Consider the following 24,405-nt stretch of genomic DNA (forward strand, 5'->3'; position numbering starts at 1 on the left):
TGCACGGTCGCGCCACACAGGTAGATCGAGACACAACCCGGCCGGAGCGGGGCGAAGTCACGGATCTGCCGGGCACTGGTGTCGTACAGGCGAATAGTCACGTGCTCCAGGGTAGTGGGCCGCGGGGACTGCCTCGCGCCCCTTGCCGCCGAGGGCCACGCATTCGTGACCAACCTCAAGCGCGCCGGGCCGCCGCGGTCACAGCACCCCGACCACCTTGCGCGGCACGATCCGTACCACCACCCGCTCCGCGTCCTGGACCGAGGCGGGGTTGAACTCCGCGTACTTCTTGCCCGTGTACTTCACCGACAGCTCGTCGATGAGTTCTCGCGCGCCCTCCGTCGACAGCTCCGCAGTGCCCCTGATCTCCGCGTACTCGTAGGGCGAGTCGGGGTCCTGGACTACGACGCTCACCCGGGGGTCGCGGTCCAGGTTCTTCTTCTTGCGCCGGTCGACGGTGGTGGAGACGAGGAGGTGATCACCGTCCCGCTTGACCCACACCGGTGACAGCTGCGGGCTGCCGTCGGGCTGGATCGTGCCGAGGACGACGAAGACGGGACGGTCGAGCAGGGACTTGAGCCGGTCGGACAGGACGGCGGCTGGCATGGGGCACCTCCGGGACCTCGGTCACTGGGGACTCCTCGGGTACCCTCGCACGCCCCGGGCTCACCCGCACCACGGGCGCCGTCGCCACCGCCATCGGCTCAGCCCGTCACCGGGAGGCGCCGCGACCGCCCTCAGTCCACCCGCACCACGAGCGCCGTCGCCACCGCCATCAGCCCTTCGTCGCGTCCCGGGAAGCCGAGGCCGTCCGTCGTCGCGCCCGAGACCGACACGGGGGCACCCGCCGCCTCGGAGAGGACCTTCTGCGCCTCGTCGCGGCGCTTGCCGATCTTCGGGCGGGGCCCGACGACCTGTACCGCGATGTTCCCGACCCGGAACCCCGCCGAGCGGACGATCCGCGCCGCCTCCGTCAGGAGCGTGACGCCCGAGGCGCCCGACCACTCGGGCCGGCCCGTGCCGAAGTGCTGTCCCAGGTCACCGAGTCCGGCCGCGGAGAACAGCGCGTTGCACGCGGCGTGCGCGACCACGTCCGCGTCCGAGTGGCCCGCGAGGCCCGGCCCCTCGCCCTCCCACTTCAGGCCCGCGCACCACAGCTCCCGCCCCTCTTCGAAGGCGTGGATGTCGGTGCCGATGCCCACCTGCGGCAGATGGGGGTGCCCCCTGCTCGAGCGAAGCCGAGAGCTTGGGGGAGGCGCGTCAGAAGCCATCGTTCAGCCTCCTGCGCGCCAGGACCGCCTCCGCCAGCACCAGGTCCAGGGGCCGCGTCACCTTGAAGGCCTCCTCGTGGCCGGGCACGACCACGACCGGCAGCCCCAGCTGCTCCACCATGCTCGCGTCGTCCGTGACGTTGTCCGTCACCGTCTCGTGCGCCCGCACCAGCGTGGCGCGGTCGAAGCCCTGGGGGGTCTGCACCGCGCGCAGCCGGGCTCGCTCCGGGGTGGCGACGACCGGCTCCGGCTCGCCGGGAGTGTCGGCGGGCCGGACCTCCTTGACCGTGTCGGCGAGCGGCAGCGCCGGCACCACGGCCGGCGCGCCTTCCCGTACGGCCTCGATCACCGTGTCCACCGTGTCCACCGGAACGAGCGGGCGGGCCGCGTCGTGGACGAGGACGATCCCGTACTCCGGCGGCAGCGCGTCGAGGCCCAGTTTCACGGACTCCTGGCGTGTGTCGCCGCCGGGGACGACCAGGAAGTCCGTTCTCTCGGGCAGCGCGTGCGCGTCCAGCAACGACTTGACCTCCGCGGCGCCGTCCGGCGGGGCCACGACGATCACCAGGGAGACGGCGCGGGACGCGGCCATCGCGCGCACCGCGTGAACGAGCATGGGGGTGCCGTTCAGCGCGCGCAGCGCCTTGGGGGCGCCCGGGCCGAGGCGAACTCCCCGGCCGGCGGCCGGAATCACCGCGGCCGTACGAGGCGCGGTGGGTGAAGGGCGCGAATCGTCAGACATCGGTTCCTGTCAGGTTTGTGTGCTCGGCCGGAGTGGGTATGGCCACACCGTGCCGGGCGCGACGCCTTGACCGGACCCTTCCGTGACCTCTGGTCGAGCCAGCTGCCCGGGCCCGGCACGCCAAGTATCCGGGTTTCCCTCGGACGTACGACAGCAGGGCTCCGTACCTCGGACAGGCCTCCGGGCACGACATACAGCATGCCTCCGGGCGCGGACATGCCGCAGCGCCCGGCGACAGCTACTGCGTCATCGGGCACCGCGGCATGGAGATGGGGGCGTCAGGACGCGAGGACCTCGTCGAGCAGTGCCTCGGCCTTGTCCTCGTTCGTGTTCTCCGCGAGGGCGAGCTCGCTCACCAGAATCTGCCGGGCCTTGGCGAGCATCCGCTTCTCACCCGCGGACAGTCCGCGCTCGCGCTCGCGACGCCACAGGTCACGCACGACTTCCGCGACCTTGATGACATCGCCGGAGGCGAGCTTCTCCAGATTTGCCTTGTAACGACGCGACCAGTTCGTGGGCTCCTCGGCGTACGGTGCGCGCAGCACCTCGAAGACCCGGTCCAGCCCGTCCTGACCGACCACATCACGCACGCCGACGAACTCCGCATTGTCCGCTGGCACACGCACCGTCAGGTCGCCCTGGGCGACCTTCAGCACCAAGTAGGTCTTGTCCACGCCTTTGATCTGGCGAGTTTCGATGGCCTCGATCAGCGCGGCCCCGTGATGGGGATAGACCACGGTGTCGCCAACCTTGAACGTCATGTGACAGGTACCCCTTCCGTGGCTATCCAGGGTAACACGGAAACCGCGTCTTCTGAATGGCGTTTTCGCAGGTCAGGGCATATCTCGGGGCTTGACAACCGCGACAGGAACGTGCTTCGAGGGGGGAGCGGAAGAGGGTATTCGCAGGTCGGAGCGCCTCTGCGGGCAGAGAGAAACCCGTACGTTACACGCGCCGGAGCCCTCCGGCCAGCGCCTGAACATCCCTATTTGTCCGGCTCCAAGCCTTCGACTTCCGCTACTCCGTTCGGTGCCTGTCGTCGCGTACGCGCCGAATCCGGAATTGATCAAGGCGGGCGGCGATCCCCGGCTGTTGTGCTCGTGATCGATTTTCGGCACCGCCATGCATTCCTTACCGGAAATCCCCGACCGGAACCCGGGCGGTTATGTGAATGACAGACCAAGCAAGGTCAAAGGGGCTGATGGGACTGGTGGGGCCGGCGGGAACATCTGGGCCTCGCGGCCAGGTCGGGCTCGAGAGGCGGCTTCCGGGGTCCTCGCCGGGTGCCCCGACGACCGGCGCCCTGCCCCTCCGGGAACCCTCTCGGACCCCCCGATACCGAACGAAGTCGGGGCCTTGGGGAGGGTCGGGTGAGGCGGCCGGGGAACGGCTCGGTAACCTAAGGCCGCTGACAGACACTTAGGGCGGCTTTATCAGGGAGTCGCCCTGCTCCGCCCACGTTCAAGGAGTTGCCGCCGCCGTGAGCAGCAGCCTTCGACGCGGCGCCCTCGCCGCCGCCGCCATCGCGTTCTCGATCGCCTCGCTCGCCGCATGCGGCGCCGGCAACAACAGCCAGACGCTCGAGATCAAGCCGGACAACGCCGCGACCAGCGTCGGCGACATCAAGGTCCAGAACGCTGTCGTCATCACCCAGCCCGACCCGAAGGCCACCGGTCCCGCGGTGATCTCGGCGACCGTCTTCAACGTCGGCACCACCGACCAGACGCTGGACTCGATCAGCGTGGACGGTGACGGCACCGCCGTCCTCTCGCCCGCCAAGGGCAAGGGCAAGGTGACCGTCCCGGCCCACGGCTCCGTCGTCATCGGGGGCAAGGACCATGCCTCCGCCGTCCTGGACAACCCGGGTTCCGGCGTCAAGAACGGCAATGCGCAGAAGATCACGTTCAGCTTCAGCAAGACCGGCGATGTGAGCCTGCGGGCGTTCGTGGTGCCGGCCGAGAGCTACTTCAGCAAGTGGGGCCCGAGCAACATCCCCACGCCGAGCGCCTCCGCCTCGCCGTCGCGGAGCGCCGGCGCCAAGCCCTCGAAGCCGGCGTCGGGCTCGCCCGCGGCGGGTTCGTCCGGCACTCCCGGGGGCGAGGGGTCGTCGAAGGCGACGGCAACCGCGTCCGGCTCCGCCGGCCACTGACACCGGGGCGGGGCCGAGGGCCTCGTCCGTGTGTCGGCACGTCCGTACGACGAAGGGCGGCACCCCCAGCTGGGGGTGCCGCCCTTCGTCGTACGGAGGCCCTTGTGAACACCACCGTGTGGGATACGTCCGCGTCACATCGTGGTCGTACGTCACAGGCGTACGACCACGGTCATACGCGCCCCTGCGGACCGCTCGACGGCTTACGGCTCGAACTTGTAGCCGAGACCACGGACCGTGACCAGGTAGCGCGGGGCACCCGGGTCCGGCTCGATCTTGGCGCGCAGCCGCTTGACGTGGACATCCAGGGTCTTGGTGTCGCCCACGTAGTCGGCGCCCCAGACGCGGTCGATGAGCTGCATACGGGTCAGGACGCGGCCCGCGTTGCGCAGCAGCATCTCCAGGAGGTCGAACTCCTTCAGCGGCAGGTCGACCTTCGAGCCGGAGACCGTGACCACGTGGCGGTCGACGTCCATGCGCACCGGGCCGGCCTCCAGCGCGGCCGGCGTCACCTCCTCCGGCTCGCCGCGGCGACGCAGGACGGCCCGGATACGGGCGACCAGCTCACGCGAGGAGAACGGCTTGGTGACGTAGTCGTCGGCCCCTATCTCCAGGCCGACCACCTTGTCGATCTCGCTGTCCTTGGCGGTCACCATGATCACCGGGACGTTGGAGCGGCCGCGCAGCTGGCGGCAGACCTCCGTGCCGGGCAGACCGGGCAGCATCAGGTCGAGCAGGACGAGATCGGCGCCGTTGCGCTCGAACTCGTCGAGACCGTCGGGCCCGGTGGTCGCGATGGCGACCTCGAAGCCCTCCTTGCGGAGCATGTAGGACAGGGCGTCGGAGAAGGACTCCTCGTCCTCGACGACGAGCACTCGGGTCACGGAAGGACCTCCGGGGCGGGAAGCGGTTCGTACGGGAATGAGACGGTGGTCGTCCCGTCGGGCCGGCCGTCCTCTTCATCGAGGTCGGACGGATGGTCGGTCGCGCGGTCACGGGCCACACCCGCCTCCGGCAGCCGCAGGGTGAACGTGGAGCCCTGTCCCTCCGAGCTCCACACCGTGACCTCCCCGCCGTGCGAGGCGGCCACATGCTTGACGATCGCGAGCCCCAGGCCCGTGCCGCCCGTGGCACGGGAGCGGGCCGGGTCGACGCGGTAGAAGCGCTCGAAGATGCGCTCCTTGTCCTTGTCGGAGATGCCGATGCCCTGGTCGGTCACGGCCAGTTCGATCATGTCTCCGCCGGTCACCGACACCCTGCGGGCGGCGATACCGACGCGGGTACGGGCGGGCGAGTAGTTGACGGCGTTCTCGACCAGGTTGCCCAGGGCGGCGGCGATCTGGCCGCGGTGGCCCCACACGTGCAGGTCGGCGGTGCCTCCGGCGGCCATGGTGATCTGCTTGGCGCCGGCCTGGTGGCGGCAGCGGTCGATGGCCTCGGCGACGAGTTCGTCCACGCGCACGGGTTCGGCGTCCTCGAGGGGGTCGTCGTTCTGCACCCGCGACAGGTCGATGAGCTCCTGGACCAGATTGGTCAGCCGGGTGGCCTCGATCTGCATACGGCCCGCGAAGCGCTCCACGGCCTCGGGGTCGTCGGAGGCGTCCATCACGGCCTCGGAGAGCAGCGACAGGGCGCCGACCGGTGTCTTCAGCTCATGGCTGACGTTCGCCACGAAGTCGCGGCGCACCGCCTCTATCCGCCGGGCCTCGGTGAGGTCCTCGACCAGCAGCAGCACCAGCCGGGAGCCGAGCGGTGCCACGCGCGCGGAGACGGCGAGGGCCTCTCCGCGTCCGGTGCCGCGGCGCGGCAGGTCCAGCTCGACCTGGCGTATCTCGCCGTCCCGTCGGGTGTCACGTGCCATCTGGAGCATCGGCTCGACCGCGAGTTTGCCGCCGCGTACGAGGCCGAGGGCATAGGCTGCGGAGCTGGCCTTGACGACGGCGTCGGACTCGTCGAGTACGACGGCCGAGGACCCCAGCACGGACAGCACCGTGTCCACGCCCGGCGGAAGCACGGGGTCGGTGTGCAGGGAGGTGCGGGTCGGGCGCTTCTGGTCGCGCTCGCTCCAGCGGAACGCCAGCATGGCGATGACGCCGGTGAGCACTCCGGCGATCGCTGCCGCTGCGGCGACCGCCGCGTTCACGTCCATGCACCCAGGTTAGGCACGTCGTGAGGCTTGCCCACAGCCATCGGAGTGCGACCTCGACCACTCGTCGCCCAGAGTTCACCTTGGAGCCAGTATTGGTTCATTTGGGATGCCGGAAACGGTCGCGTACGAACCGGAACGTGGGAGCGTGGGGACCGAAGGGCGCCGTGTCCGCCGTGTTCGCCATGGTGATTCCGGGGCCCCGGCCCCCGGCCCCCCGGAACAGACATAAGAGAGGGAACCCCTGATGCGGGACGCGTACCACGAGGAACTTGACTCGATCGGCGAGGGTCTGGTCGAAATGGCCCGGCTCGTCGGGTCGGCGGTCGGGCGCGCCACGACGGCGATCCTCGACTCCGACCTCAAGCTGGCGGAAGCCGTGATCGAGGGCGACAAGAAGGTCGACGATCTTCAGCACGACCTGGAGGCACGCGCTATAGCCCTCCTCGCCCGCCAGCAGCCGGTGGCGACGGACCTGCGCATCGTCGTCACGTCGCTTCGGATGAGCGCCGACCTCGAGCGCTCGGGCGACCTCGCCCAGCACGTCGCGAAGCTGGCCCGGCTGCGCTTCCCGGATCGCGCCGTCCCGCAGGACCTGCACGCGACGATCCTGGAGATGGGCCAGCTCGCGCAGCGCCTGATGGCGAAGGCCGCGGAGGTCATCATCACGAAGGACGTCGACCTGGCGCTCCAGCTGGAGCAGGACGACGACGAGATGGACCTCCTGCACCGCACGCTCTTCCAGCACCTGATCGACGACCGCTGGAAGCACGGCATAGAGACGGCCGTGGACGTCACCCTGCTGGGCCGTTACTACGAGCGCTACGCCGACCACGCGGTGGCGGTGGCGAAGCGGGTGGTGTACCTGGTGACCGGTGAGCACGCGGACGACCTCCAGCAGGACATCCCGCCGGTGACGGGCGTGGAAGGCGCCTGACCACCAGGTGGACCGGCCAGGCGTCAGAGCCCGAGCCGGGCTCGAAGGAGCCCGGCCGGGGCGTGGGCGAGCCTCCGTGCGCCGTTGATGCGCCTGCCGGAACGGGCATGAAATAGGTGCACAGGCACAGTCTCGTCTGACTCGTCTGAATCGAGGAGGGACCCCATGGCCGAGGCCCCCAGCACGCCCGACCCCACGCAGGAGCGCGAGACCCAGCAGCCCATCGAGATCAAGAGCCTGCCCCTGGTCGGCGCATGCGGCTGCGGCTCCGGCTGCGGGTGCGGGTGCCAGTCCGGCGCGCCCTGCCAGTGCGGCTGACGACGCACGGCACGCACGCTCTTACGTCATAACCGCACAGAGAGCACGAGGAGGTGAGGGGCCGGCAGGACGCGGGCCCCTCACCTCCATGCCTTTCGTGACACCCATGGCCGTACGGGCGCAGCATGGAGGGGAGCAGGGCGAACGCACCGGAAAAGGGAGGTGCGAGGCCATGACCCAGTTCATGGACGTCCACCACGGCATGCAGGGCATCACGGACGAGCAGCTGAAGCAGGCGCACCGGGCCGACCTCGCCATAGAGAAGGAAGAGGGCGTGCACTTCGAGCGGGCCTGGGCCGACCCGGAGTCGGGCACGGTGTACTGCCTCTCCGAGGCCCCCTCGGCCGACGCGGTCCGCCGTGTCCACGAACGCGCCGGCCACGCACCCGACGAGGTCTACGCGGTTCCGCTGTCCATCTGGTGAGTCCATCCGCCAACCGGCCACGGTGACCGGCCCGGACCGGTCAGATGGCCTATCCGACGTGCATCCCGCCCAGGCCGCTCATGCCACCCATGCCGCCGCTGGTGAGGTTGGGAGCAAGCGCGGGCACCCAGAAGACTGCGACGGCGAGCGTGAGGGATGCGACTCCTGCGGCCCGGGCCACCAGAAAGCCGCCCGGCATGCGCTTCTCGGCGGCGACGACGGTGGCGAGGCCCACCATCGCCCAGAGGTTCATCACACCGAACGCCGCGAACAGCAGCATCAGGGACCAGCAGCATCCCAGGCAGTACGCGCCGTGATGCGCCCCGGCCCGCAGATGGCGGGTGGGCCCGCGGTACGACGCGTAGCGCAGCATCAGACCGATCGGTGAGCGGCACTTGGCCAGGCAGCGGTCCTTGAGATTGCTGAGCTGGTAGACACCGTTGACCGCGAACAGCGCGGAGGCCACCGCCGTCCCCGTCGTGGCATGCGCGGTCGCGACCCGGTCCGCGCTCACCGCCAGGGCGTACGCGGGCAACCCGGCCGCCGCCCACACCAGCACATAGCCGACGGTGAACGCGATCATGCGCGGCGCCCTGTGCGCGGTGACCGTCCGGGCGTACAGCGAGGCGACGGGCGCCGTGCCGGGCAGCATCATCGCGGCCATCATCACCGTCCAGACGCCCACGAAGGCGAGCAGGTCCCCGGCCCCGGCCGTCGTCGGGGACCCCATACCGCCCCCGTGCAGCGCCAACCAGACCCACGCGGCGGCCGCCGTCACCAGCACCGGCCCGGTGTGGCGGCCCGTGCGGCGGACCGTGACCGCCGTCCTGGTCACACCGCCCACGAGAACCGCGCCGCGTGCCCGTTGCGGCCGGTGAAGTCCCACGAGCGACCGTGCACGTCCTTGCCGATCGCCCTGGTGGAGCGGGCGATGGTCAGCGTGCTGCTCGCGGGGTGGAACATGCCCGTCAGCCCCATCACCGGACCGCCCTCGCCGAACTGCGGGGCCACCTGGTCCTCGATCTCGATGTCGATGACGTCCGACACCCGCGCGGTGTGGCGGCGACCGTCGTCGTGGTAGCCGATGGGGACGCGTTCGACGCCGAGGATCTCTCCGACGAGAGGGGCGAGTGCCGCCATCGGCCCGCCGGCCTGCCCGGAGAAGACCTTGCCCAGCACGTCCGCCTGGCGGTCGTCGGCCGAGGCGTCCACATACAGCGCCACCTGCCAGCCGCCGTCCGCCATCACCCGGGGCGTGTCGGCGAAGACGACGACGCTGCGGTCGGACACGTCCACGCCGTCGATCTCGCCCCGTTCGACGTGGAACGCGAACGTCACCTGGCAGCGCTCCCGGTCGGCGGGTGCGGTGAGGCCGGAGGTGGTGCACGGACACACGACGTCGCAGTTACAGCTCTCCAGATAAGTGCCGCTCAGATTCCAGGTCATGTCTCGTCACCCGCCTGCCACGCCCCTCCCAGGCTAGAACGCTCCCCCACAGCACGCCTGGGGTGCAGCGGCCGGGCCGGCCCCCGGCGCGCCTCCGACCGGGCACGCCAGAGGGACGCCGCCGAGGGGATGAGATGCGTCAGTGGGAGCGGCGTGCCGTTCGGCGGCGCAGCCCGATGACGGTGCCACCACCGGCGAGGACCAGCGCCACTGCCACGCCGGCGATCACCGGAGTGCTGCTGCTCGCCCCGGTCTCGGCAAGGCCGGAGCCACCGCCCGCGGGCGAGGGGGCGTTGCTCGCGCTCGGCGCGGCGGCCGCGGAGGGGGGTTGCGTCGGTGCCGCGGAGGACGGCGAGGCGGAGGCCTGTGCCGTGGAGGGGTGCGCGGGCGGGGTCACGGGAGCCGAGGGTGTGCCGGACGGTTTGCAGGTGTCGGCCAGGACGACGGGGGGCTCGATGTAGTCGTCGACCCGGTCGCCCGCCTTCACATGGACCCGGAACGTTTCCCCGGCGTACCAGTCGAGGGGGACCAGGTCGACCGTGGTGCCCTGCGCGGTGGGGTGCTCGATGGTCTTGGTGTCGAGGATTCGTTCGTTGTTGATCGGCTGGTTGAGGACGACGTTCAGGGTGACGGTGGCCGGGGTGCCGGAGGCGTCCTTGTCGGTGACGCGGATGACGCCTTTGCCGTTGCCGTCGCAGACGGCCGCGGCGGAGAAGTCGCTGATGCTGCATGCGAGTGCCGTGTGAGCGGCACCCAGGCAGAGCGCGGCCGCGGCGGCCGACGTGCCTATGACACGTGCCGCTCTGGCGGCGTGATGAGAAAGGGACACGTTTGTCCTTCACGGATCGATGAGCGAGTGATGCTTGATCCCGGGAATCGGCCGGCGCCCTGGGAGCCCCGGCAGCCACACACGTCTACAAGCCCGCCGGACCCCCTGTCAAAGGCGCGTCGCCGCAGGTCATGAAGCGATGACGGGTTGGTCATGAGCCGGTTGTCCAACGGTCAAGCAATGATCAACACGGCGACGAGGAGCCCACGACGACCCAATCGCGCGTCTTGGTATGCCCGGCTCTTACCGTGGCAAATGGGACGCCCGGCTCAAGTCTTCCTCAGAATGCCAAGAACCCGGTTGCAGCCATTTCTTGCCCTTCGTTGCGTGTGCGTTCGGCGTGGTCAACCCCGCGCAGGCCGCTACGACCAAATTCTGCACGCTCATGCAGGGCACCACGGGTTACGGGGGCTGCTACTCGGACGGCGACAAGTTCGCGGTCGAGGACTACATCGCCGACGGCAAGCGAGTGGTGCTGACGTGGACTCTCATCAACGCTCCCCAGAAGGGCCGGACGGGTGAGTGCACGGACGCCGACGGCGCCGGAAGCGGTTTCACCTGGTGCGATTACGGCTTCCCGGAGGGCAGCAACTACGCGGTGACGTTCGCGACGTCGGCCCGCGAGGGGGCGCACGGGAAGGACGAGCGCCCGAGCGTTCCGCTGACCATCGGATACGTGTCCGGGCGGGCCTAAGACCCTCGGAATTCGCTTCGGACGGTGAATCCGTCAGATCCGGGATATAAGCAGGCTCCTGCCGACGGAGAATCCTCCGGCAGGAGCCTGCTCAATATGGCTTACTTTTTCTTGCCCTGGTTCTTGACCGCCTCGATCGCCGCCGCGGCCGCCTCCGGGTCGAGGTACCTGCCGCCCGGGGTGAGCGGCTTGAAGTCGGCGTCGAGCTCGTAGAAGAGGGGGATGCCCGTCGGGATGTTCAGGCCCGCGATGTCGGCGTCCGAGATGCCGTCGAGGTGCTTGACCAGGGCCCGCAGGCTGTTGCCGTGGGCCGCGACCAGGACCGTGCGGCCGGTCAGCAGGTCCGGGACGATGCCGTCGTACCAGTACGGGAGCATGCGGAAGACGACGTCCTTCAGGCACTCCGTCTTCGGGCGCAGCTCCGGCGGAAGCACCGCGTAGCGCGGGTCGTGCGCCTGGGAGAACTCGGAGTCGTCCTCGAGCGGCGGCGGCGGGACGTCGTAGGAGCGGCGCCACAGCATGAACTGCTCCTCGCCGAACTCCTCGAGCGTCTGCGCCTTGTCCTTGCCCTGCAGGGCGCCGTAATGGCGCTCGTTCAGGCGCCAGGAGCGGTGGACGGGGATCCAGTGGCGGTCCGCCGCCTCCAGCGCGAGCTGGGCGGTGCGGATCGCGCGCTTCTGGACGGAGGTGTGGACCACGTCGGGGAGCAGGCCGGCGTCCTTCAGCAGCTCACCGCCGCGGACCGCCTCCTTCTCGCCCTTCTCGTTCAGATTGACGTCCACCCAGCCGGTGAACAGGTTCTTCGCGTTCCACTCGCTCTCGCCGTGGCGGAGGAGGATCAGCTTGTACGGTGCGTCGGCCATGCCTCAGAGCGTAATCCACGCATTAGCCGCCCCGCGTGGCCGCCCGCAGGGCGGACGGCCGGCCCCTCGTCCGCACGTCAGTTGACGTCATCTGTTAATTCGGTGGCCTTCCCGAGCCCCGTCCTCGTAAGTTGTGCTCACTTCTCGAGCCACTTACATCCATGGGGGATCACGCATGTCACTCGCCAGCCTCAGACGCGCCGGCCGGGAGACCGTCTCCGGGCTCCCCCGGGAGTTCTGGTGGCTGTGGACGAGCACGCTCGTCAACCGGCTCGGCGCCTTCGTGGCCACCTTCATGGCTCTCTACCTCACCCTGGACCGCGGCTACTCCGCCTCCTACGCCGGTCTCGTGGCGTCGCTGCACGGGCTCGGCGGAGTCGTCTCCTCCCTCGCCGCGGGGGTGATGGCCGATCGGCTCGGGCGCCGGCCGACCCTGCTCGTCGCCCAGTCCTCCACGGCCGTGTCCGTTGCCCTGCTCGGCTTCATGCGCGATCCGGTCGCCATCGCCGCCGTCGCCTTCGTCGTCGGCATGGCCTCCAACGCCTCCCGTCCGGCCGTGCAGGCGATGATGGCCGACATCATCCGCCCCGAGGACCGGCTCCGCGCCTTCTCCCTCAACTACTGGGCGATCAACCTGGGCTTCGCCGTCTCCTCCATGGCCGCGGGGCTCATCGCCGAGTTCAGCTATCTGGCCGGGTTCCTGATCGAGGCGGGGATGACGATGATCTGCGCGATCGTCGTCTTCGTGAAGCTGCCCGAATCGAAGCCGGCGCCGCTGTCCGAGGGGGGCGAGGACGATGTGCGGCTCGGGACCGTGCTGCGCGACGGCCGTTTCATGAGCGTGGTCGGGCTGTCTTTCCTGGTCGCGCTCGTCTTCCAGCAGGGATCGGTGGGCCTGCCGGTGGCGATGGGCCGGGCCGGGTTCACGCCCGCGGACTACGGCCTTGCCATCGCCGTCAACGGCGTGCTGATCGTCGCGCTCCAGATCCCGGTCACCCGGTTCATCGAGCACCGTGACCCGCGTCTGCTGCTGGTGGCCTCGTCCCTGCTGGCGGGATACGGCTTCGGTCTCACCGCCTTCGCGGGGTCGGTCGGCGCCTTCGCGCTGACGGTGTGCGTGTGGACGCTCGCGGAGATCGTCAACGCGCCCACGCAGACGGGCCTCGTCGTGCGTCTCTCCCCGGTGCGCGGACGCGGCCGCTACCAGGGCATGTACACGATGTCGTGGTCGGTGGCCGCCCTGGTCGCCCCGCTGATGTCCGGTCTCGTCATCGACCGGCTCGGCGCAGAGTGGTTGTGGGCGCTGTGCGCGGTGGTCGGCATGGTCGCCGCGGCCGGGTACGGGGCGCTGATGCGCCGCGTCCCCGCCCGGGAGACGACGGCGGGGACGCGGACGGAGACCGCCGGCGCGGAGGTCGGCGCGGCCTGAGGGCACGCCTGAGGGCCCCGTATGAGGGCCCGGTGTGAGGGCCCGGCCCGACGGTGTACGAGGCGCCCCTCCGGGGCCGGCCTCAGCGCCCCTCCCCCGCCCCGCAGGACGACGTTGTCGTAGCCGATGCGTATGAGGCCGTCGATGCGGAGCGTTCCGGGCGGGACGAGGACGGTGCCGCCGCCGGCCCTTCCGGCGGCGGCGATCGCACGGTTGATGGCCGGGGCGCAGTCGGTCGTGCTGTCCGCCACGGCTCCGTACGCGGTGACGTCGGCGACCACGGGGCGGCGGGGTAAGCGCGCCGCCCCGCGGCGGTAGCCGGCCCGGGCGACGTACGGGATCTGCGGGTGGGTGAAGGGGGTGCGGGCGAACTCCCGCCAGAGAGCCGGGACTTCGCCCTTCGGCCCGTTTGGTGCGGCGGCCGTCACCGGTGTTCCGGTCCCGGCGACGGCCGCCACGGCGATGGCACCGCCGATCAGACCCCGTCTGCCGATGTCCGCGTGCCCCATGCCCATGTCCGGACCGCCTCCCCAGGACTCTCAGGACCTTCGAGAGAAGAGCTTCCATGCATGTGAACGACGTTCAGATGTGCGTCAGCGGTGAGCATGCCACGGGCTCCCTCGTCAGAGAAGGAGTCGTGCAGCGATTGATGGGCAGCGCCCGGAGAGTCAGTCCTCCGCGCGCTTGGTCAGATGGCTGAACGCGTCCAGATTCCGCGTCGACTCGCCGCGCGCCACCCGCCAGGCGTACTCCTTGCGGATCGCGGAGGCGAAGCCCAGTTCCAGAAGGGTGTTGAAACTGCCGTCCGCCGCCTCCAGGACCGAGCCGAGCAGCCGGTCCACCTCCTCGGGGGTGACCGCGGCCAGCGACAGCCTGCCCGTCAGATAGATGTCGCCGAGCGGGTCCACGGCATAACTCACGCCGTACAGCTTGAGGTTGCGCTCCAGCAGCCAGCGGTGGACCGCGGACTCGTTCTCGTCGGGGTGGCGGATCACGAAGGCGTTGAGGGACAGGGAGTGCTTGCCGACGATCAGTGAGACGGTCGTCGACAGCTTGCGCGTCCCGGGGAGCTTCACCACGTAGGAGCCCGACTGCGGGCTCTCCCACTCCAGTTCGGCGTCCTTGAGGACCCCTTCGATGACCTGTGCCGCCCGCTGTTCCTCAGCCATGCGGGCAGCGTACGCGACGGGCGTCAGCCGTGGTGCGCGCGCACCCGGCGCCGGTGCGCACCCATGGCGGCCGTGTACACGGCCGCCGTGGCCGAGGCCGCCGTGTCCCAGCCGAAGGACTCGGCGTGCCGGGCCGCGGCCCCGCCCAGACGGGTGCACAGCTGCGGGTCGTCCGCGAAGTCGCGCAGTACGCGCGCGTATGCGGCGGGGTCGTGCCCCTGGACCAGGAATCCGGTCACCTGGTCCCGGACGGCGACGGGCAGTCCGCCGACCGCGGCCGCCAGCACCGGGGTACCGGCTGCCTGTGCCTCGATGGCGACGAGCCCGAAGGACTCGCTGTACGACGGCATCACCAGGACGGAGGCCGCGCGGAACCAGTCGGCGAGCTGGTCCTGGCCTACGGGCGGCCGGAACCGTACGACGTCGGCTATGCCGAGCCGGGCGGCGAGCTTCTGCAACCCCTCCGGCTTGGCGAGACCGCTGCCGCTGGGGCCGCCCACGACCGGCACGACGATGCGGGAGCGCAGCTCGGGGCGGTCGTCGAGGAGGAGGGCGACGGCGCGCAGCAGCACGTCGGGCGCCTTGAGGGGCTGTATGCGGCCCGCGAAGAGAGGGATCAGCGCGTCCTGCGGCAGTCCGAGCCGGGCGCGGGCGGCGGCGCGGCCGTCGGCGGGCCGGAAGCGCTCCAGATTGACACCCGGGTGGACGACGGCGACCTTGCCGGGGTCGGCTGCGTAGTGCTGTACGAGTTCGTCGGCCTCCTCGGAGGTGTTGGCGATGAGCCGGTCGGCGGCGGCCACGATCTGGGTCTCGCCGATCACGCGGGCGGCGGGTTCCGGGGTGTCGCCCTCGGCGAGCGAGGCGTTCTTGACCTTGGCCATGGTGTGCATGGCGTGCACCAGCGGGGCGCCCCAGCGCTCGGCGGCCAGCCATCCGACGTGCCCGGAGAGCCAGTAGTGGGAGTGCACGAGGTCGTAGTAGCCGGGGCGGTGACCGGCCCAGGCCTGCATCACGCCGTGGGTGAAGGCGCACAGCTGGGCGGGCAGGTCCTCCTTGGCGAGCCCTTCGTAGGGTCCGGCGTCGACGTGCCGGACGAGGACGCCGGGGGCGAGCTCGACGGCCGGCGGGAGGGCGGCCGTGGTGGCCCGGGTGAAGATCTCGACCTCGATGTTGATCGCGGCCAGCCGCTGGGCCAGCTCCACGATGTAGACGTTCATGCCTCCGGCGTCGCCCGTGCCGGGCTGGTGGAGCGGGGAGGTGTGCACGGAGAGCATGGCCACGCGACGGGGCCTGCGGTGCGGCAGCCGGAGGCGGGGGGCAGCCGCCGAACGACGCCCGAGCCTGCTGACGTACTGGCTCACGTGGCGTTCCTCCTAGCTGCGGCCATGCCTTGCACGAGGGTGCGCCCACCCCTCACGGGTGCGAACGTCAGGAGGGGGCGCTCCATTTCCCCCGCAGGCCGCTTTACCGAATCATTACCGCATTCCGATCAACCGTTCGACCGCACCGTTGTCCGCAGTTGTCGACAGGCCGGCCGCGCCGTTGTCCACAGGCCGGCCCGCCACCCCGCCCGGCCGCTTACTCTCGTACGCATGTCAACCCGCGCCGCGTCCCGCCCCGTGGGTTCGGTGACGCGCGGGACGACCAATCCGAACCGGCTGCGCCGGATGGACCGCTGGATCGCCGCCGTCCACGGCGCCGAACTGCGCCGCACGGCGGACCCCGTGGCCGTCGACCTCGGGTACGGCGCCGCCCCCTGGACCGCGGTGGAGCTGCTGCACAGACTGCGCACCACCGCGCCCCGCACCCGTGTGGTCGGGGTGGAGATCGAGCCCGCCCGGGTCGCGGCCGCGCGGCCGTACACCCGGGAGGGCCTGGTCTTCCGGCACGGCGGCTTCGAGGTGCCGGTGCCCGGTCGCCCCTGCCTCATCCGCGCCGCGAACGTCCTGCGGCAGTACGAGGAGGGGGAGGTCGCCGACGCCTGGGAACGGCTGTGCGCCCGCCTCTCCCCCGCCGACCCTGCGACCGGCTCGCGCGGCGGGCTGCTCGTCGAAGGCACGTGCGACGAGATCGGCCGCCGGCACGTATGGGTCGCCCTCGGCCCCGAAGGGCCGCGCACGGTCACCTTCGCCACCCGGCTCGGCTCCCTGGACCGCCCGTCCGACCTGGCCGAGCGGCTGCCGAAGGCACTGATCCACCGCAATGTCCCGGGTGAGCCCGTGCACACCTTCCTGCGCGACTTCGACCGCGCCTGGGCCGCCGCCGCGCCCTACGCGTCCTACGGCGCCCGCCAGCGCTGGATACGCACGGTCCGCCGGCTGACGGCGGACTGGCCGGTGACCGACGGCCCGGCGCGCTGGCGCCAGGGGGAAGTCACGGTCGCCTGGGGAGCCTTGGCGCCTCGCGCGTAAAACCCCGTCCGACCTGCGGGGAACGATCTTCCCGCGTCCTTCGTCACATTCGCGGCCGATCGCCGTACGAGGGCGACCGACCGGGCAGGGAGATCGTCGTACCAGGTGCGGCAGGCGAGGGAGTTTTTTGTGCGGATAAGTCCCGCCTCTGTCGCTTTGCCCGTCGACGTGGCACGATCCCCAGACGTCGCAAGTTACTGACGGTAAACCAGATTTGGGGGCGAAGTATGGGATCCGGGAAGCGGGCCATGACCACGGCGGCCATCGCCCTGGTCTGCGCGGTCACCGTGCTGGGCACACCGGGCGCCGCCTATGCGAGCCTGGGCCGGCCGGCCCCGACGCCCACTCCGCCCGGCCGGCCGGCTCCGTCGGCCGACAAGGACCTCGACGCGGTCCGGCGCAAGCTGGACAAGCTGTACCACGACGCCGCGGTCGCCACGGACGCGTACAACGCGGCCGCGGAGCAGACCGAGCAGCAATCGACGCGGATCGTCGAGCTGGCCCGGGAGATCGTCAAGGGCCAGGAGAAGCTGGCCGAATTGAAGGACCGGGCGGGCGCCGCGGCCCGCGCCCAGTACCGCGGCGGAGGGCTGCCGCCCGAGGTCAGGCTCTGGCTGAGCCGCGACCCGCAGGAGTTCCTCGACGAAGCGGGCCGGGTCCGCCAGGGCGAACACGCGGCCAGGGGGCTGCTCGCCGAGATGACGCGTACGCAGGAGGACTTGAAGCAGTACGCGCGCGACGCCGCCGACCAGTGGAAGAGACTGGACACCCACCGCAAGGCCAAGGCCGAGGCCAAGAAGAGGATCGAGAAGGAGATCGCCACCGCCGAGAAACTCCAGTCCCGGCTGCGGAAGCAGGAGCGGGAGCGGCTGCGGAAGCTGGAGGAGCAGGCCGCGAACCAGGCACAGACGGCCTGGCTCGACACCGGCATACTCGACGACATCAGCAGCAAGGCCTCGACGGAGGGCCGTAAGGCCGTACGGTTCGCGACCGGCCAGATCGGCAAACCGTATGAATGGGGCGCCGAGGGTCCGAAGTCCTACGACTGCTCGGGGCTGACGTCCCAGGCCTGGGCGGCGGCCGGAACCACCATCCCGCGCACTTCGCAGGAGCAGTGGAAGCAGCTCCGGCACGTCGGCATCAAGGACATGCGCCCCGGCGATCTGATCATCTACTTCCGGGACGCCAGCCATGTGGCGATGTACGTCGGCGACGGCGCGATCGTCCACGCCCCGCGCCCGGGGCGGTCGGTGACGATCGCGGGCGCGGGCTCGATGCCGATTCTGGGAGTGGTGCGCCCGGACCGGACCTGAGACGCCCGCGCATCCCACGTGACGGGCCCCACGTGACGCCGCGCACGCCACCCTCCGCTTCAAACCCGCACCCGACGTGACGTACGTCATCCCTGGTGATGTCACCCGTGTCCAACTGCGGTACTGATGCGGCATATGACGGCGGCCCGTTGCCCAACACCACGTCGTCGGGCATTCCGTTGCGGCCTCGGCTACCGCTATGGTCCCGGTCGGTGGGTCGAGGTCCCTCGCCCCGCCCGTGCCCTCGGGGGGAGGGAAGGAACCGAGACGATGCCCGTACCCGTACCGCGGCAGAGAGTGATCCCGGCCGTGGAGAGTGGTCAGGCTCAAGCCGCGTCCCTGCCCGGGGCCCAGGCCGCACCGGGGCCGGCGCGTGGAAAGACCGCGGCCGACACGCTCACCCTGCTGGTGATCGAGGACGATCCGACCCGCGCGCCGATCCTGCCCGAGATGCTCGACCCGGCGGGCCGCCCCATCCGGCTGCGCACCGCCCGCAACCTCACCGAGGCCGAGCGGCTGCTCACCGACGACGTCCACTGCATCCTGCTGGACCTCGCGCTGCCCGCCCCCGGCCGTGCCGCCAAGGAGGACGACGAGCTGGCCGTGCTGCGGCATGTGCTCCAGCTCGCGCCCCGCCATGCCGTGCTCGCCCTCACCGCGTCCGGCGACGCCGAGCGCGGCGCCGAGGCCGTGCGCGTCGGCGCCCAGGACTACCTGTTCCGCGACGAACTCGACGGACGCCTGCTGAGCCGCGCGATCCGCTACGCGGTGGAGCGCAAGCGCTCCGACACGGCCGAGCGGCGGCTGACGGAGTCCAGGCTGCGGGCGCAGGAGAACGCCCGTCTGGAGCGCGGTCTGCTGCCCACCCCGCTGCTCGACGGCTCCTCGCTGCGCTTCGCCGCCCGCTACCGCCCCGGCCGCTCGCGCGCGCTGCTCGGCGGTGACTTCTACGACACGGTGCGTACGCCGGACGGCACGGTGCACGCGATGATCGGCGACGTCTGCGGGCACGGCCCGGACGAGGCCGCGCTCGGGGTGGAGCTGCGCATCGCCTGGCGCGCACTGACGCTGGCGGGCCTGTGCGGCGACGAGCTGCTGTCCACGCTCCAGCAGGTCCTGGAACACGAGCGGGACAACGACGAGATCTTCGCGACGCTGTGCACGGTGGACATCGCACCGGACGGCCGCCGCGCCGGGCTGTGCCTGGCCGGTCATCCGTCCCCGCTGATCGCACGCCCGAACAAGCCTGCCGAGCTGCTGCCGTACGACAACAACGGCCCGGCGCTCGGCCTGCTGCCGCACGCCCGCTGGCCGCGGACGCAGGTGGAGCTGGGAGCGGCCTGGAGCCTGATGCTCTACACGGACGGCCTCATCGAGGGGCGCGCCGGCGAAGACGGGGAACGCCTCGGCCAGGACGGCATGGTCGCACTCGTCCGCCGCCGGCTGGCCGAGGGCCTGACCGGCGAGGAGCTGCTGCGCGCGACGGTCAGCGAGGTCCGCGATCTCAACGGCGGGGAGCTGACGGACGACGTCGCGGTCGTCCTGCTCGACCGCGCGCCGTAACCGCCCGCGGGCTACCGTCCGCCGTTGTACGGGCCGTAGGGACCGTCGCTGCTGCTTCCGCGGCGGCGACGGCCCCAGCCGCCGCCCGAGACCTGCTTGAGCGCGGGCCGGACATCCACGAAGAACACGATGCTGGCGACCAGGCCGGCCAGCTGGAGGAAGAGCATCGGCACCAGCAGGTTCACGGCGACCGCGATACCGAGGATGATCAGCCAGAAGCCCTTGTTCTGCTTGTCGGCGGCGCGGTAGGCGTCGTCTCGGTACAGCGCGGCCATCGCCAGTGCCGCCACGGCGAGCACCAGCATGGCGAGATAGAGCAGCGACAAGAAGCCGCCGAATGCCGTCATCAGCACAATGCCCACCACCCGGGTCGAGTCCTGTGTACGGCCACCGTACCCGTGTCCGGCCGCCGTGTGTCCGTACAACGGGCCGGGCACCAGCGAAGTGCCCGGCCCGTCACCGATGGCCCGCCGTACGCGGGCCCGGTGCGAAAGTGCTCACTTGGCCGGCGGCGGGGTCTTCTTCGCCACCGGCTTGCGCACCGGCGCCGCCTTCTTCGCCGCGGACCTGTTCTCGGCCTGCGCGCCCTTGGACTCGGCCGGCTTCTGCTCGTCCTTGACCTCGACGGGCTCCAGCTTGCCCTCGACGGCGACGGCGAGGTCCTCGATCTCCTCGGCGGCCTCGCCGCGCCAGGTCCGCACGGCCTGCTCGCCGTGCTCGGCGACCTTCTCGTAGGTCTCGCGTGCCTTGACGGCGTACTCGGCGGCGACGCCGACGCCGCGCAGGGCGATGTCCTGGGCGGTCTCGCCGAGCTTCTTCAGGTCGGCGTCCAGGGTGCTGCCGAACTTCTTGAGGTCCGAGTCGAGCGAGTTGAGGAACTCACCGACCCTCGCCTGGATGGTCTCCTGCGTCACCTTCACCCGGGCACCGGCCTCCTTGGCGCGGGCCGCGGCCTTCTCCTGTACCGCCTTCGGGTCGGTGTTGCGCACGGCCTCGATACGGGCCGGTGCCTCGGTGCGCAGCTGCTCGACCAGGCCGGGGACCTTCTTGGCCTGCTGGATGGCCAGGTCGGCGGTGCCGGCGGCGAAGTAGAGCGGGGTCGGGTCGCTGAGGGTCTTGCGCAGGTCGTCGGTGATGGCCATGGGAACGGTCCTCCCGGTTCGGCTTTCGACTGAGGGTTTGGGGCGGTCCGCCGGTCGGCGTCCGGCCGCCCTGGCCGGGCCGGTCATTCCGGCCGGCCCGGTCGGTCGGCGTCGCGCCGCGGACCGGCATCGCTGCCGTCGGCCGTGCGGGGGCCGGGCGTGTCGGTGTTCTGGGCGTCGTCCGTGTCCGGAGCCTCGTGGGCCACCCGGCCGTTCTCGTCCGCCGTGCTCGCCCGGGCGATCTCGAAGCCGTTCTCCTTGCGGAAGGACTCGTAGATCTGGAGCAGCACCTGCTTCTGCCGCTCGGTGAGCGAGGGATCGGCGAGGAGGACGGCGCGCGTCGCGCCTTCCCGCCGGCACTCCTCCTTGTCGCGCTCGGCGTCGAGGATGCCGGCCCGCACATACAGCGTCTCGGCGGAGATCCGCAGCGCCTTGGCGACCTGCTGGAGCACCTCCGCGCTCGGCTTGCGCAGCCCGCGCTCGATCTGGCTCAGATACGGATTGGACACCCCGGCGGCTTCGGCGAGCTGCCTGAGCGACAGCTGCGCGTTGCGCCGCTGTTCACGCAGATACTCACCGAGGTTGCCGACGTTGAGCGATGCCATGACTCCACTGTGCCGCGCTGCGCTAACAATTGCAAGCGCACCGCTTGCAATTGTGCGCCGCGCCGCGGAACGGGCCCCGTGGCCCGACCGCAAAGCCTCTTGTGCCCCGATCAGCCTCTGACGATGCAGAAGGGATGCCCAGCCGGATCGGTGAGGACCCGCCACCTGTCCTCATGCGGCTGATGAGCCGGCTTGCCCGCGCCCAGCTCCAGCAGCCGGGCCTCGGCCTCCTCGAGGTCCGGGACCTCGAAGCAGAGGTGAAGCTGCTGGGGAACGGTTGGGTCGGGCCAGCTCGGAGCCCGATGGTCGTCGACCCGTTGAAAGCCGATGAAGAGTCCGTGCTCACCGTTGAGACCGGCGAAGTCGGCGTTCGACTCCGGGTGCGGTTCAAGGCCGGTGGCCTGCTGATAGAACGCCGCCAGGCCCGGCGGATCAGGGCAGTCGAGCGTTATCGCGGCCAGCTTCATGTGCGGGGGCATGACACCTCCGGGGAGATCGGTGTGTTTCGGACGTGACCGGGGCCGCCCGGCCGGTGCCGGGCCGGGCGGGTCAGGCGTGCGGCGCGGCCCCCACCGCCCGGTGCGCCCCCGTGCGGCAGCGCCCGGACGAGGTACGGATCGGCAGCGGACCTGTCCCGCAGGCCCAGCGCGGCCCTGGCCTCCACCAGGGTCATCGCGTAGGTGTCGAACGCCCGGCGTACGTTCGGGGCTGCCGGGCTGTCGCCCGTCACCAGGCGGTCGAGGTCCACGTACGCGGACCGGATGATCTCGATCCACCGGTAGACGCGCCAGTCCTCCTGCCAGCCCTTCGTGCAGTCGTCCGGCAGCCGGCGCGCCCAGCGGCTCAGCAGGCGCCTGCGGATGTCGGGCCGGGTGGGCGTCAGATGCATATGGCGGACCAGGTCGTACAACGGGTCCCCGATCACGGCCATCTCCCAGTCGATGAGGGTCAGGCCGCCGTCCGCCCGGCGTACGAGGTTCCATGGGTTGAGGTCGCCGTGCAGGAGCACCGGCCGGCGTGGGGCCAGCATGTGGCGGGTGAGGATCTCGGCCAGCCGGACACTGTCCGGAAGCCCCAGGTCCCGGGCCAGGTCCCGGGTGGCCTTGGGCAGCTCGCCGACCATGCGGACCAGTTCGGCCCGCAGCCAGGAGGAGAAGTCCGTGTCCGGGAAGAGGGGGTCGGTCCGGGCGCGGTCGATCCGCTCACAGGGGACGGTCGTCAGCTCGGCGAGCTGGTCGACGAGGTCGTCCGCCTCGTGCGGCAGCAGCCCGTACGCGGGGTGGGCGGGCGGCCGGATGCCGTCCGCCGGCCCCTCGTAGGTGTGGATGGTGAACGGCTCGTCCAGTCCGCTGGTCCCCAGGGCCAGTACCCGTGGCGCCCGCACGCGGACCCCGGTCCGTTCGATCACGCCCAGCACGACGTGCTCGTTCAGGAAGCGCCGCTCCAGGGGGCTCGACGATCCCGCCTTTCTGCGCACCATGACCGGGAAGCCGACGCCCTCCACACGCACGGCCGTGTTGAGATGGGCGGTGCCCTTGAAGACCCGGTCCGGCGACGCGGCCCCTTCCTCGAACAGCGCGCGGCTCACCGCCCAGACGGGAAAGTCCGGGCGGATGGAAACCCGCCCGTCACGCTCCCAGACGATCGGGAACATGGTGCGTTCCCGGCCGGGCCCGACACCGTGGGACTCGTTCCACCGGAAGAGGATGCGTTCGATCTCCCGCTCGCCCGGCACCTTCTTCAGGCCCAGCGGCTCCTCCGCCGCCACCAGCGAACGGTGCACCGTCTGCGCAGCCGCGTCCAGGTCCGGTCGGCCGACGGGGTCGCCCAGCGATGCGGCCGCGCGCATCACGTCCGGATAGACGGACTGGGCGCGCTCGAAGGCCAGATAGTGCTTCAGGTCCCGGTCCAGTCCGTGGACGGCCTGGCTGCGCCGCTCCCCCATGACGGTGCTCCAGGCTTCGACGACCTCGTCCCACTGGTCCCGGGGGTACCGCATCCGCACCAGGTGGTTGGCGAGGTCGTGCAGGGGGTCGCCGTATGTCGCCAGCTCCCAGCCGACGCAGGTCAGCGGCCAACGACCGTGGGAGGACACGATGACGTTGTCCCGGTGCAGGTCCGTGTGGAGCAGGCTGAAGGGGCGGCTGATGAGCGCCGGGACCCGTTCCGCGAAGCGGACCATGGCGTCCTCCGGAACGCCCAGCACCGTGAACAGGCCACCGAACCGGGCCCAGTTGCGCGCTCTGATCTGCTCCTCCGCCGCGTAGGCGAGGGCGCGCAGAAACGCCCTGCCGTCCCGGTGGGAACGCGGCCGGGACGCGGGCAGCGGCGGCAGGTGCCGTCGCCGTACCTGGGTCATGTCCGCGAGCAGGCCCGCCAGCGCGGTGATGACGCCGGACTCCAGCGGGGTGCCGTCGGGGCGGATGCGCGAAAGGGGCACACCCTCGACAGGACCGAGGACGACGGTGTCCTGATGCCGGGCCAGACAACGGGGAACGTGCGGCAGGACGCCCCGGATGGCGTCGAGGATCTCCGACTCGTCCTGCCAGGTCCTGATGACCACGGGCAGCGCCGACGGGATCCGCCGGCGGACCGTGACCGGCGCCCCGTCGTCACAGGCCATCAGACGGCGGTCCCGTTCCGTCAGCGGTCGCACCGTGTAGTTCAGATGGTGGTGGCCGCGGTCGAAGGAGCCCAGCGCCCGGGCATAGCGCAGAAACCGTTGGTACGCATCGTCCGCCGGCCGCTTCCGAGCACGGTGGTCAGGCACTGGCGGACCGCCCAACGGTGACTCCTGCATGACTGTGCGGCACTCTCGATGTTCATGCGCCGCGAACGAGGTGCGCACACCCTAGGGCATGGGACTCCGCGCCGAGAGGCGGACTCGGCATCCCCCTGCGGATCCGGGCGCCCTCGGCACCCGGAAGGATCACCCGCCCCGCGCGGCGCCACGG

At 70.9% G+C, this 24,405-nt stretch carries 26 protein-coding genes and 1 pseudogene; 9 read left to right on the top strand and 18 right to left on the bottom strand.

The window, feature by feature from the left end; translation table 11 throughout:
• Positions 1-198 precede the first annotated feature (198 nt).
• The 4 genes from ABZ876_RS33320 to ABZ876_RS33335 form a co-directional block, all read right to left on the bottom strand.
• Entirely contained in the window at positions 199-606 is a 408-nt protein-coding gene (locus tag ABZ876_RS33320; RefSeq protein WP_361788855.1) for a PPOX class F420-dependent oxidoreductase, read from the bottom strand.
• Between the two features lie 131 nt (positions 607-737).
• A complete protein-coding gene (ispF, locus tag ABZ876_RS33325; protein ID WP_361788856.1) occupies positions 738-1,271 on the bottom strand; it encodes a 2-C-methyl-D-erythritol 2,4-cyclodiphosphate synthase in 534 nt (177 codons plus the stop codon).
• Positions 1,261-2,013 carry a 2-C-methyl-D-erythritol 4-phosphate cytidylyltransferase gene (gene ispD, locus ABZ876_RS33330; RefSeq protein ID WP_361788857.1) on the bottom strand — a complete coding sequence of 251 codons (753 nt, stop codon included), beginning with the start codon at positions 2,011-2,013 and terminating at the stop codon, positions 1,261-1,263. Before ispD ends, ispF begins: the two co-directional genes overlap by 11 nt.
• A 278-nt stretch (positions 2,014-2,291) precedes the next feature.
• A complete protein-coding gene (locus ABZ876_RS33335; RefSeq protein WP_003953493.1) occupies positions 2,292-2,774 on the bottom strand; it encodes a CarD family transcriptional regulator in 483 nt (160 codons plus the stop codon).
• 719 nt (positions 2,775-3,493) lie between these two features.
• Between ABZ876_RS33335 and ABZ876_RS33340 the strand changes: the two genes are divergently transcribed.
• The gene (locus tag ABZ876_RS33340) at positions 3,494-4,162 is read left to right on the top strand and encodes a DUF461 domain-containing protein (RefSeq protein WP_361788858.1); all 669 of its coding nucleotides are present in this window, start codon (positions 3,494-3,496) and stop codon (positions 4,160-4,162) included.
• Between the two features lie 203 nt (positions 4,163-4,365).
• On the opposite strand, the gene ABZ876_RS33345 is transcribed toward ABZ876_RS33340, so the two are convergent.
• Positions 4,366-5,046, bottom strand: a complete 681-nt coding sequence (locus ABZ876_RS33345; RefSeq protein WP_009340348.1) for a response regulator transcription factor — start codon at positions 5,044-5,046, stop codon at positions 4,366-4,368.
• Positions 5,043-6,311, bottom strand: a complete 1,269-nt coding sequence (locus ABZ876_RS33350; protein ID WP_361788859.1) for an ATP-binding protein — start codon at positions 6,309-6,311, stop codon at positions 5,043-5,045. The genes ABZ876_RS33345 and ABZ876_RS33350 overlap by 4 nt, the downstream gene beginning before the upstream one ends.
• 244 nt (positions 6,312-6,555) lie before the next feature.
• Between ABZ876_RS33350 and phoU the strand changes: the two genes are divergently transcribed.
• From phoU to ABZ876_RS33365, 3 genes are all read left to right on the top strand, one after another.
• Positions 6,556-7,245: a phosphate signaling complex protein PhoU gene (gene phoU / locus ABZ876_RS33355; RefSeq protein ID WP_361788860.1), complete on the top strand. Its 690-nt coding sequence runs from the start codon at positions 6,556-6,558 to the stop codon at positions 7,243-7,245.
• Positions 7,246-7,410: 165 nt separating this feature from the next.
• Positions 7,411-7,563 carry a hypothetical protein gene (locus tag ABZ876_RS33360; RefSeq protein WP_234518236.1) on the top strand — a complete coding sequence of 51 codons (153 nt, stop codon included), beginning with the start codon at positions 7,411-7,413 and terminating at the stop codon, positions 7,561-7,563.
• A gap of 172 nt (positions 7,564-7,735) precedes the next feature.
• Positions 7,736-7,987: an SCO4226 family nickel-binding protein gene (locus ABZ876_RS33365; protein WP_234518234.1), complete on the top strand. Its 252-nt coding sequence runs from the start codon at positions 7,736-7,738 to the stop codon at positions 7,985-7,987.
• Between the two features lie 49 nt (positions 7,988-8,036).
• Here ABZ876_RS33365 and ABZ876_RS33370 read toward each other — a convergent pair whose 3' ends face one another.
• The 3 genes from ABZ876_RS33370 to ABZ876_RS33380 form a co-directional block, all read right to left on the bottom strand.
• Entirely contained in the window at positions 8,037-8,822 is a 786-nt protein-coding gene (locus tag ABZ876_RS33370) for a DUF2182 domain-containing protein (RefSeq protein ID WP_361788861.1), read from the bottom strand.
• A complete protein-coding gene (locus ABZ876_RS33375) occupies positions 8,819-9,433 on the bottom strand; it encodes a DUF1326 domain-containing protein (RefSeq protein ID WP_361788862.1) in 615 nt (204 codons plus the stop codon). Before ABZ876_RS33375 ends, ABZ876_RS33370 begins: the two co-directional genes overlap by 4 nt.
• Positions 9,434-9,572: 139 nt before the next feature.
• Positions 9,573-10,262: an LAETG motif-containing sortase-dependent surface protein gene (locus ABZ876_RS33380; protein WP_361788863.1), complete on the bottom strand. Its 690-nt coding sequence runs from the start codon at positions 10,260-10,262 to the stop codon at positions 9,573-9,575.
• A 385-nt stretch (positions 10,263-10,647) separates the two neighbouring features.
• Between ABZ876_RS33380 and ABZ876_RS33385 the strand changes: the two genes are divergently transcribed.
• On the top strand, positions 10,648-10,956 hold the full coding sequence (locus ABZ876_RS33385; RefSeq protein WP_361788864.1) for a hypothetical protein: 309 nt from the start codon (positions 10,648-10,650) through the stop codon (positions 10,954-10,956).
• Between the two features lie 101 nt (positions 10,957-11,057).
• Here ABZ876_RS33385 and ABZ876_RS33390 read toward each other — a convergent pair whose 3' ends face one another.
• Positions 11,058-11,819: a phosphoglyceromutase gene (locus ABZ876_RS33390; RefSeq protein WP_234518223.1), complete on the bottom strand. Its 762-nt coding sequence runs from the start codon at positions 11,817-11,819 to the stop codon at positions 11,058-11,060.
• A 175-nt stretch (positions 11,820-11,994) separates the two neighbouring features.
• On the opposite strand from ABZ876_RS33390, the gene ABZ876_RS33395 reads away from it, so the two are divergent.
• Entirely contained in the window at positions 11,995-13,248 is a 1,254-nt protein-coding gene (locus tag ABZ876_RS33395) for an MFS transporter (protein WP_361788865.1), read from the top strand.
• A 149-nt stretch (positions 13,249-13,397) separates the two neighbouring features.
• Here the strand turns inward: ABZ876_RS33395 and ABZ876_RS33400 are convergent.
• The 3 genes and pseudogenes from ABZ876_RS33400 to mshA form a co-directional block, all read right to left on the bottom strand.
• Positions 13,398-13,763: pseudogene (locus ABZ876_RS33400) on the bottom strand (glycosyl hydrolase family 28-related protein); the annotation flags it as partial.
• Positions 13,764-13,916: 153 nt separating this feature from the next.
• Positions 13,917-14,417, bottom strand: a complete 501-nt coding sequence (locus tag ABZ876_RS33405) for a YbjN domain-containing protein (protein ID WP_361788866.1) — start codon at positions 14,415-14,417, stop codon at positions 13,917-13,919.
• Positions 14,418-14,440: 23 nt separating this feature from the next.
• Positions 14,441-15,778: a D-inositol-3-phosphate glycosyltransferase gene (mshA, locus tag ABZ876_RS33410; RefSeq protein ID WP_361788867.1), complete on the bottom strand. Its 1,338-nt coding sequence runs from the start codon at positions 15,776-15,778 to the stop codon at positions 14,441-14,443.
• Positions 15,779-16,009: 231 nt separating this feature from the next.
• On the opposite strand from mshA, the gene ABZ876_RS33415 reads away from it, so the two are divergent.
• From ABZ876_RS33415 to ABZ876_RS33425, 3 genes are all read left to right on the top strand, one after another.
• Positions 16,010-16,828 carry a class I SAM-dependent methyltransferase gene (locus ABZ876_RS33415; RefSeq protein WP_361788868.1) on the top strand — a complete coding sequence of 273 codons (819 nt, stop codon included), beginning with the start codon at positions 16,010-16,012 and terminating at the stop codon, positions 16,826-16,828.
• 227 nt (positions 16,829-17,055) lie between these two features.
• Positions 17,056-18,141, top strand: coding sequence for an NlpC/P60 family protein (locus ABZ876_RS33420; RefSeq protein WP_361788869.1), 1,086 nt, complete (start codon positions 17,056-17,058; stop codon positions 18,139-18,141).
• Between the two features lie 270 nt (positions 18,142-18,411).
• Positions 18,412-19,704 carry a SpoIIE family protein phosphatase gene (locus ABZ876_RS33425; protein WP_361788870.1) on the top strand — a complete coding sequence of 431 codons (1,293 nt, stop codon included), beginning with the start codon at positions 18,412-18,414 and terminating at the stop codon, positions 19,702-19,704.
• An 11-nt stretch (positions 19,705-19,715) separates the two neighbouring features.
• Here ABZ876_RS33425 and ABZ876_RS33430 read toward each other — a convergent pair whose 3' ends face one another.
• The 5 genes from ABZ876_RS33430 to ABZ876_RS33450 all read right to left on the bottom strand — a co-directional run bounded on the left by ABZ876_RS33430 (position 19,716) and on the right by ABZ876_RS33450 (position 24,221).
• Positions 19,716-20,057 (bottom strand): DUF2516 family protein, encoded by a 342-nt coding sequence (locus tag ABZ876_RS33430; RefSeq protein WP_361788948.1) that lies wholly within the window; start codon positions 20,055-20,057, stop codon positions 19,716-19,718.
• Positions 20,058-20,201: 144 nt separating this feature from the next.
• Positions 20,202-20,846 carry a hypothetical protein gene (locus ABZ876_RS33435; protein WP_361788871.1) on the bottom strand — a complete coding sequence of 215 codons (645 nt, stop codon included), beginning with the start codon at positions 20,844-20,846 and terminating at the stop codon, positions 20,202-20,204.
• An 83-nt stretch (positions 20,847-20,929) separates the two neighbouring features.
• Positions 20,930-21,451, bottom strand: coding sequence for a helix-turn-helix transcriptional regulator (locus ABZ876_RS33440; protein WP_361788872.1), 522 nt, complete (start codon positions 21,449-21,451; stop codon positions 20,930-20,932).
• 110 nt (positions 21,452-21,561) lie between these two features.
• Positions 21,562-21,930, bottom strand: a complete 369-nt coding sequence (locus tag ABZ876_RS33445; protein WP_361788873.1) for a VOC family protein — start codon at positions 21,928-21,930, stop codon at positions 21,562-21,564.
• Positions 21,915-24,221, bottom strand: coding sequence for an aminoglycoside phosphotransferase family protein (locus ABZ876_RS33450; protein ID WP_361788874.1), 2,307 nt, complete (start codon positions 24,219-24,221; stop codon positions 21,915-21,917). The genes ABZ876_RS33445 and ABZ876_RS33450 overlap by 16 nt, the downstream gene beginning before the upstream one ends.
• Positions 24,222-24,405: the final 184 nt, after the last annotated feature.

The sequence above is a fragment of the Streptomyces sp. NPDC046931 genome, assembly GCF_040644655.1.
Taxonomy (GTDB): Bacteria; Actinomycetota; Actinomycetes; order Streptomycetales; family Streptomycetaceae; genus Streptomyces.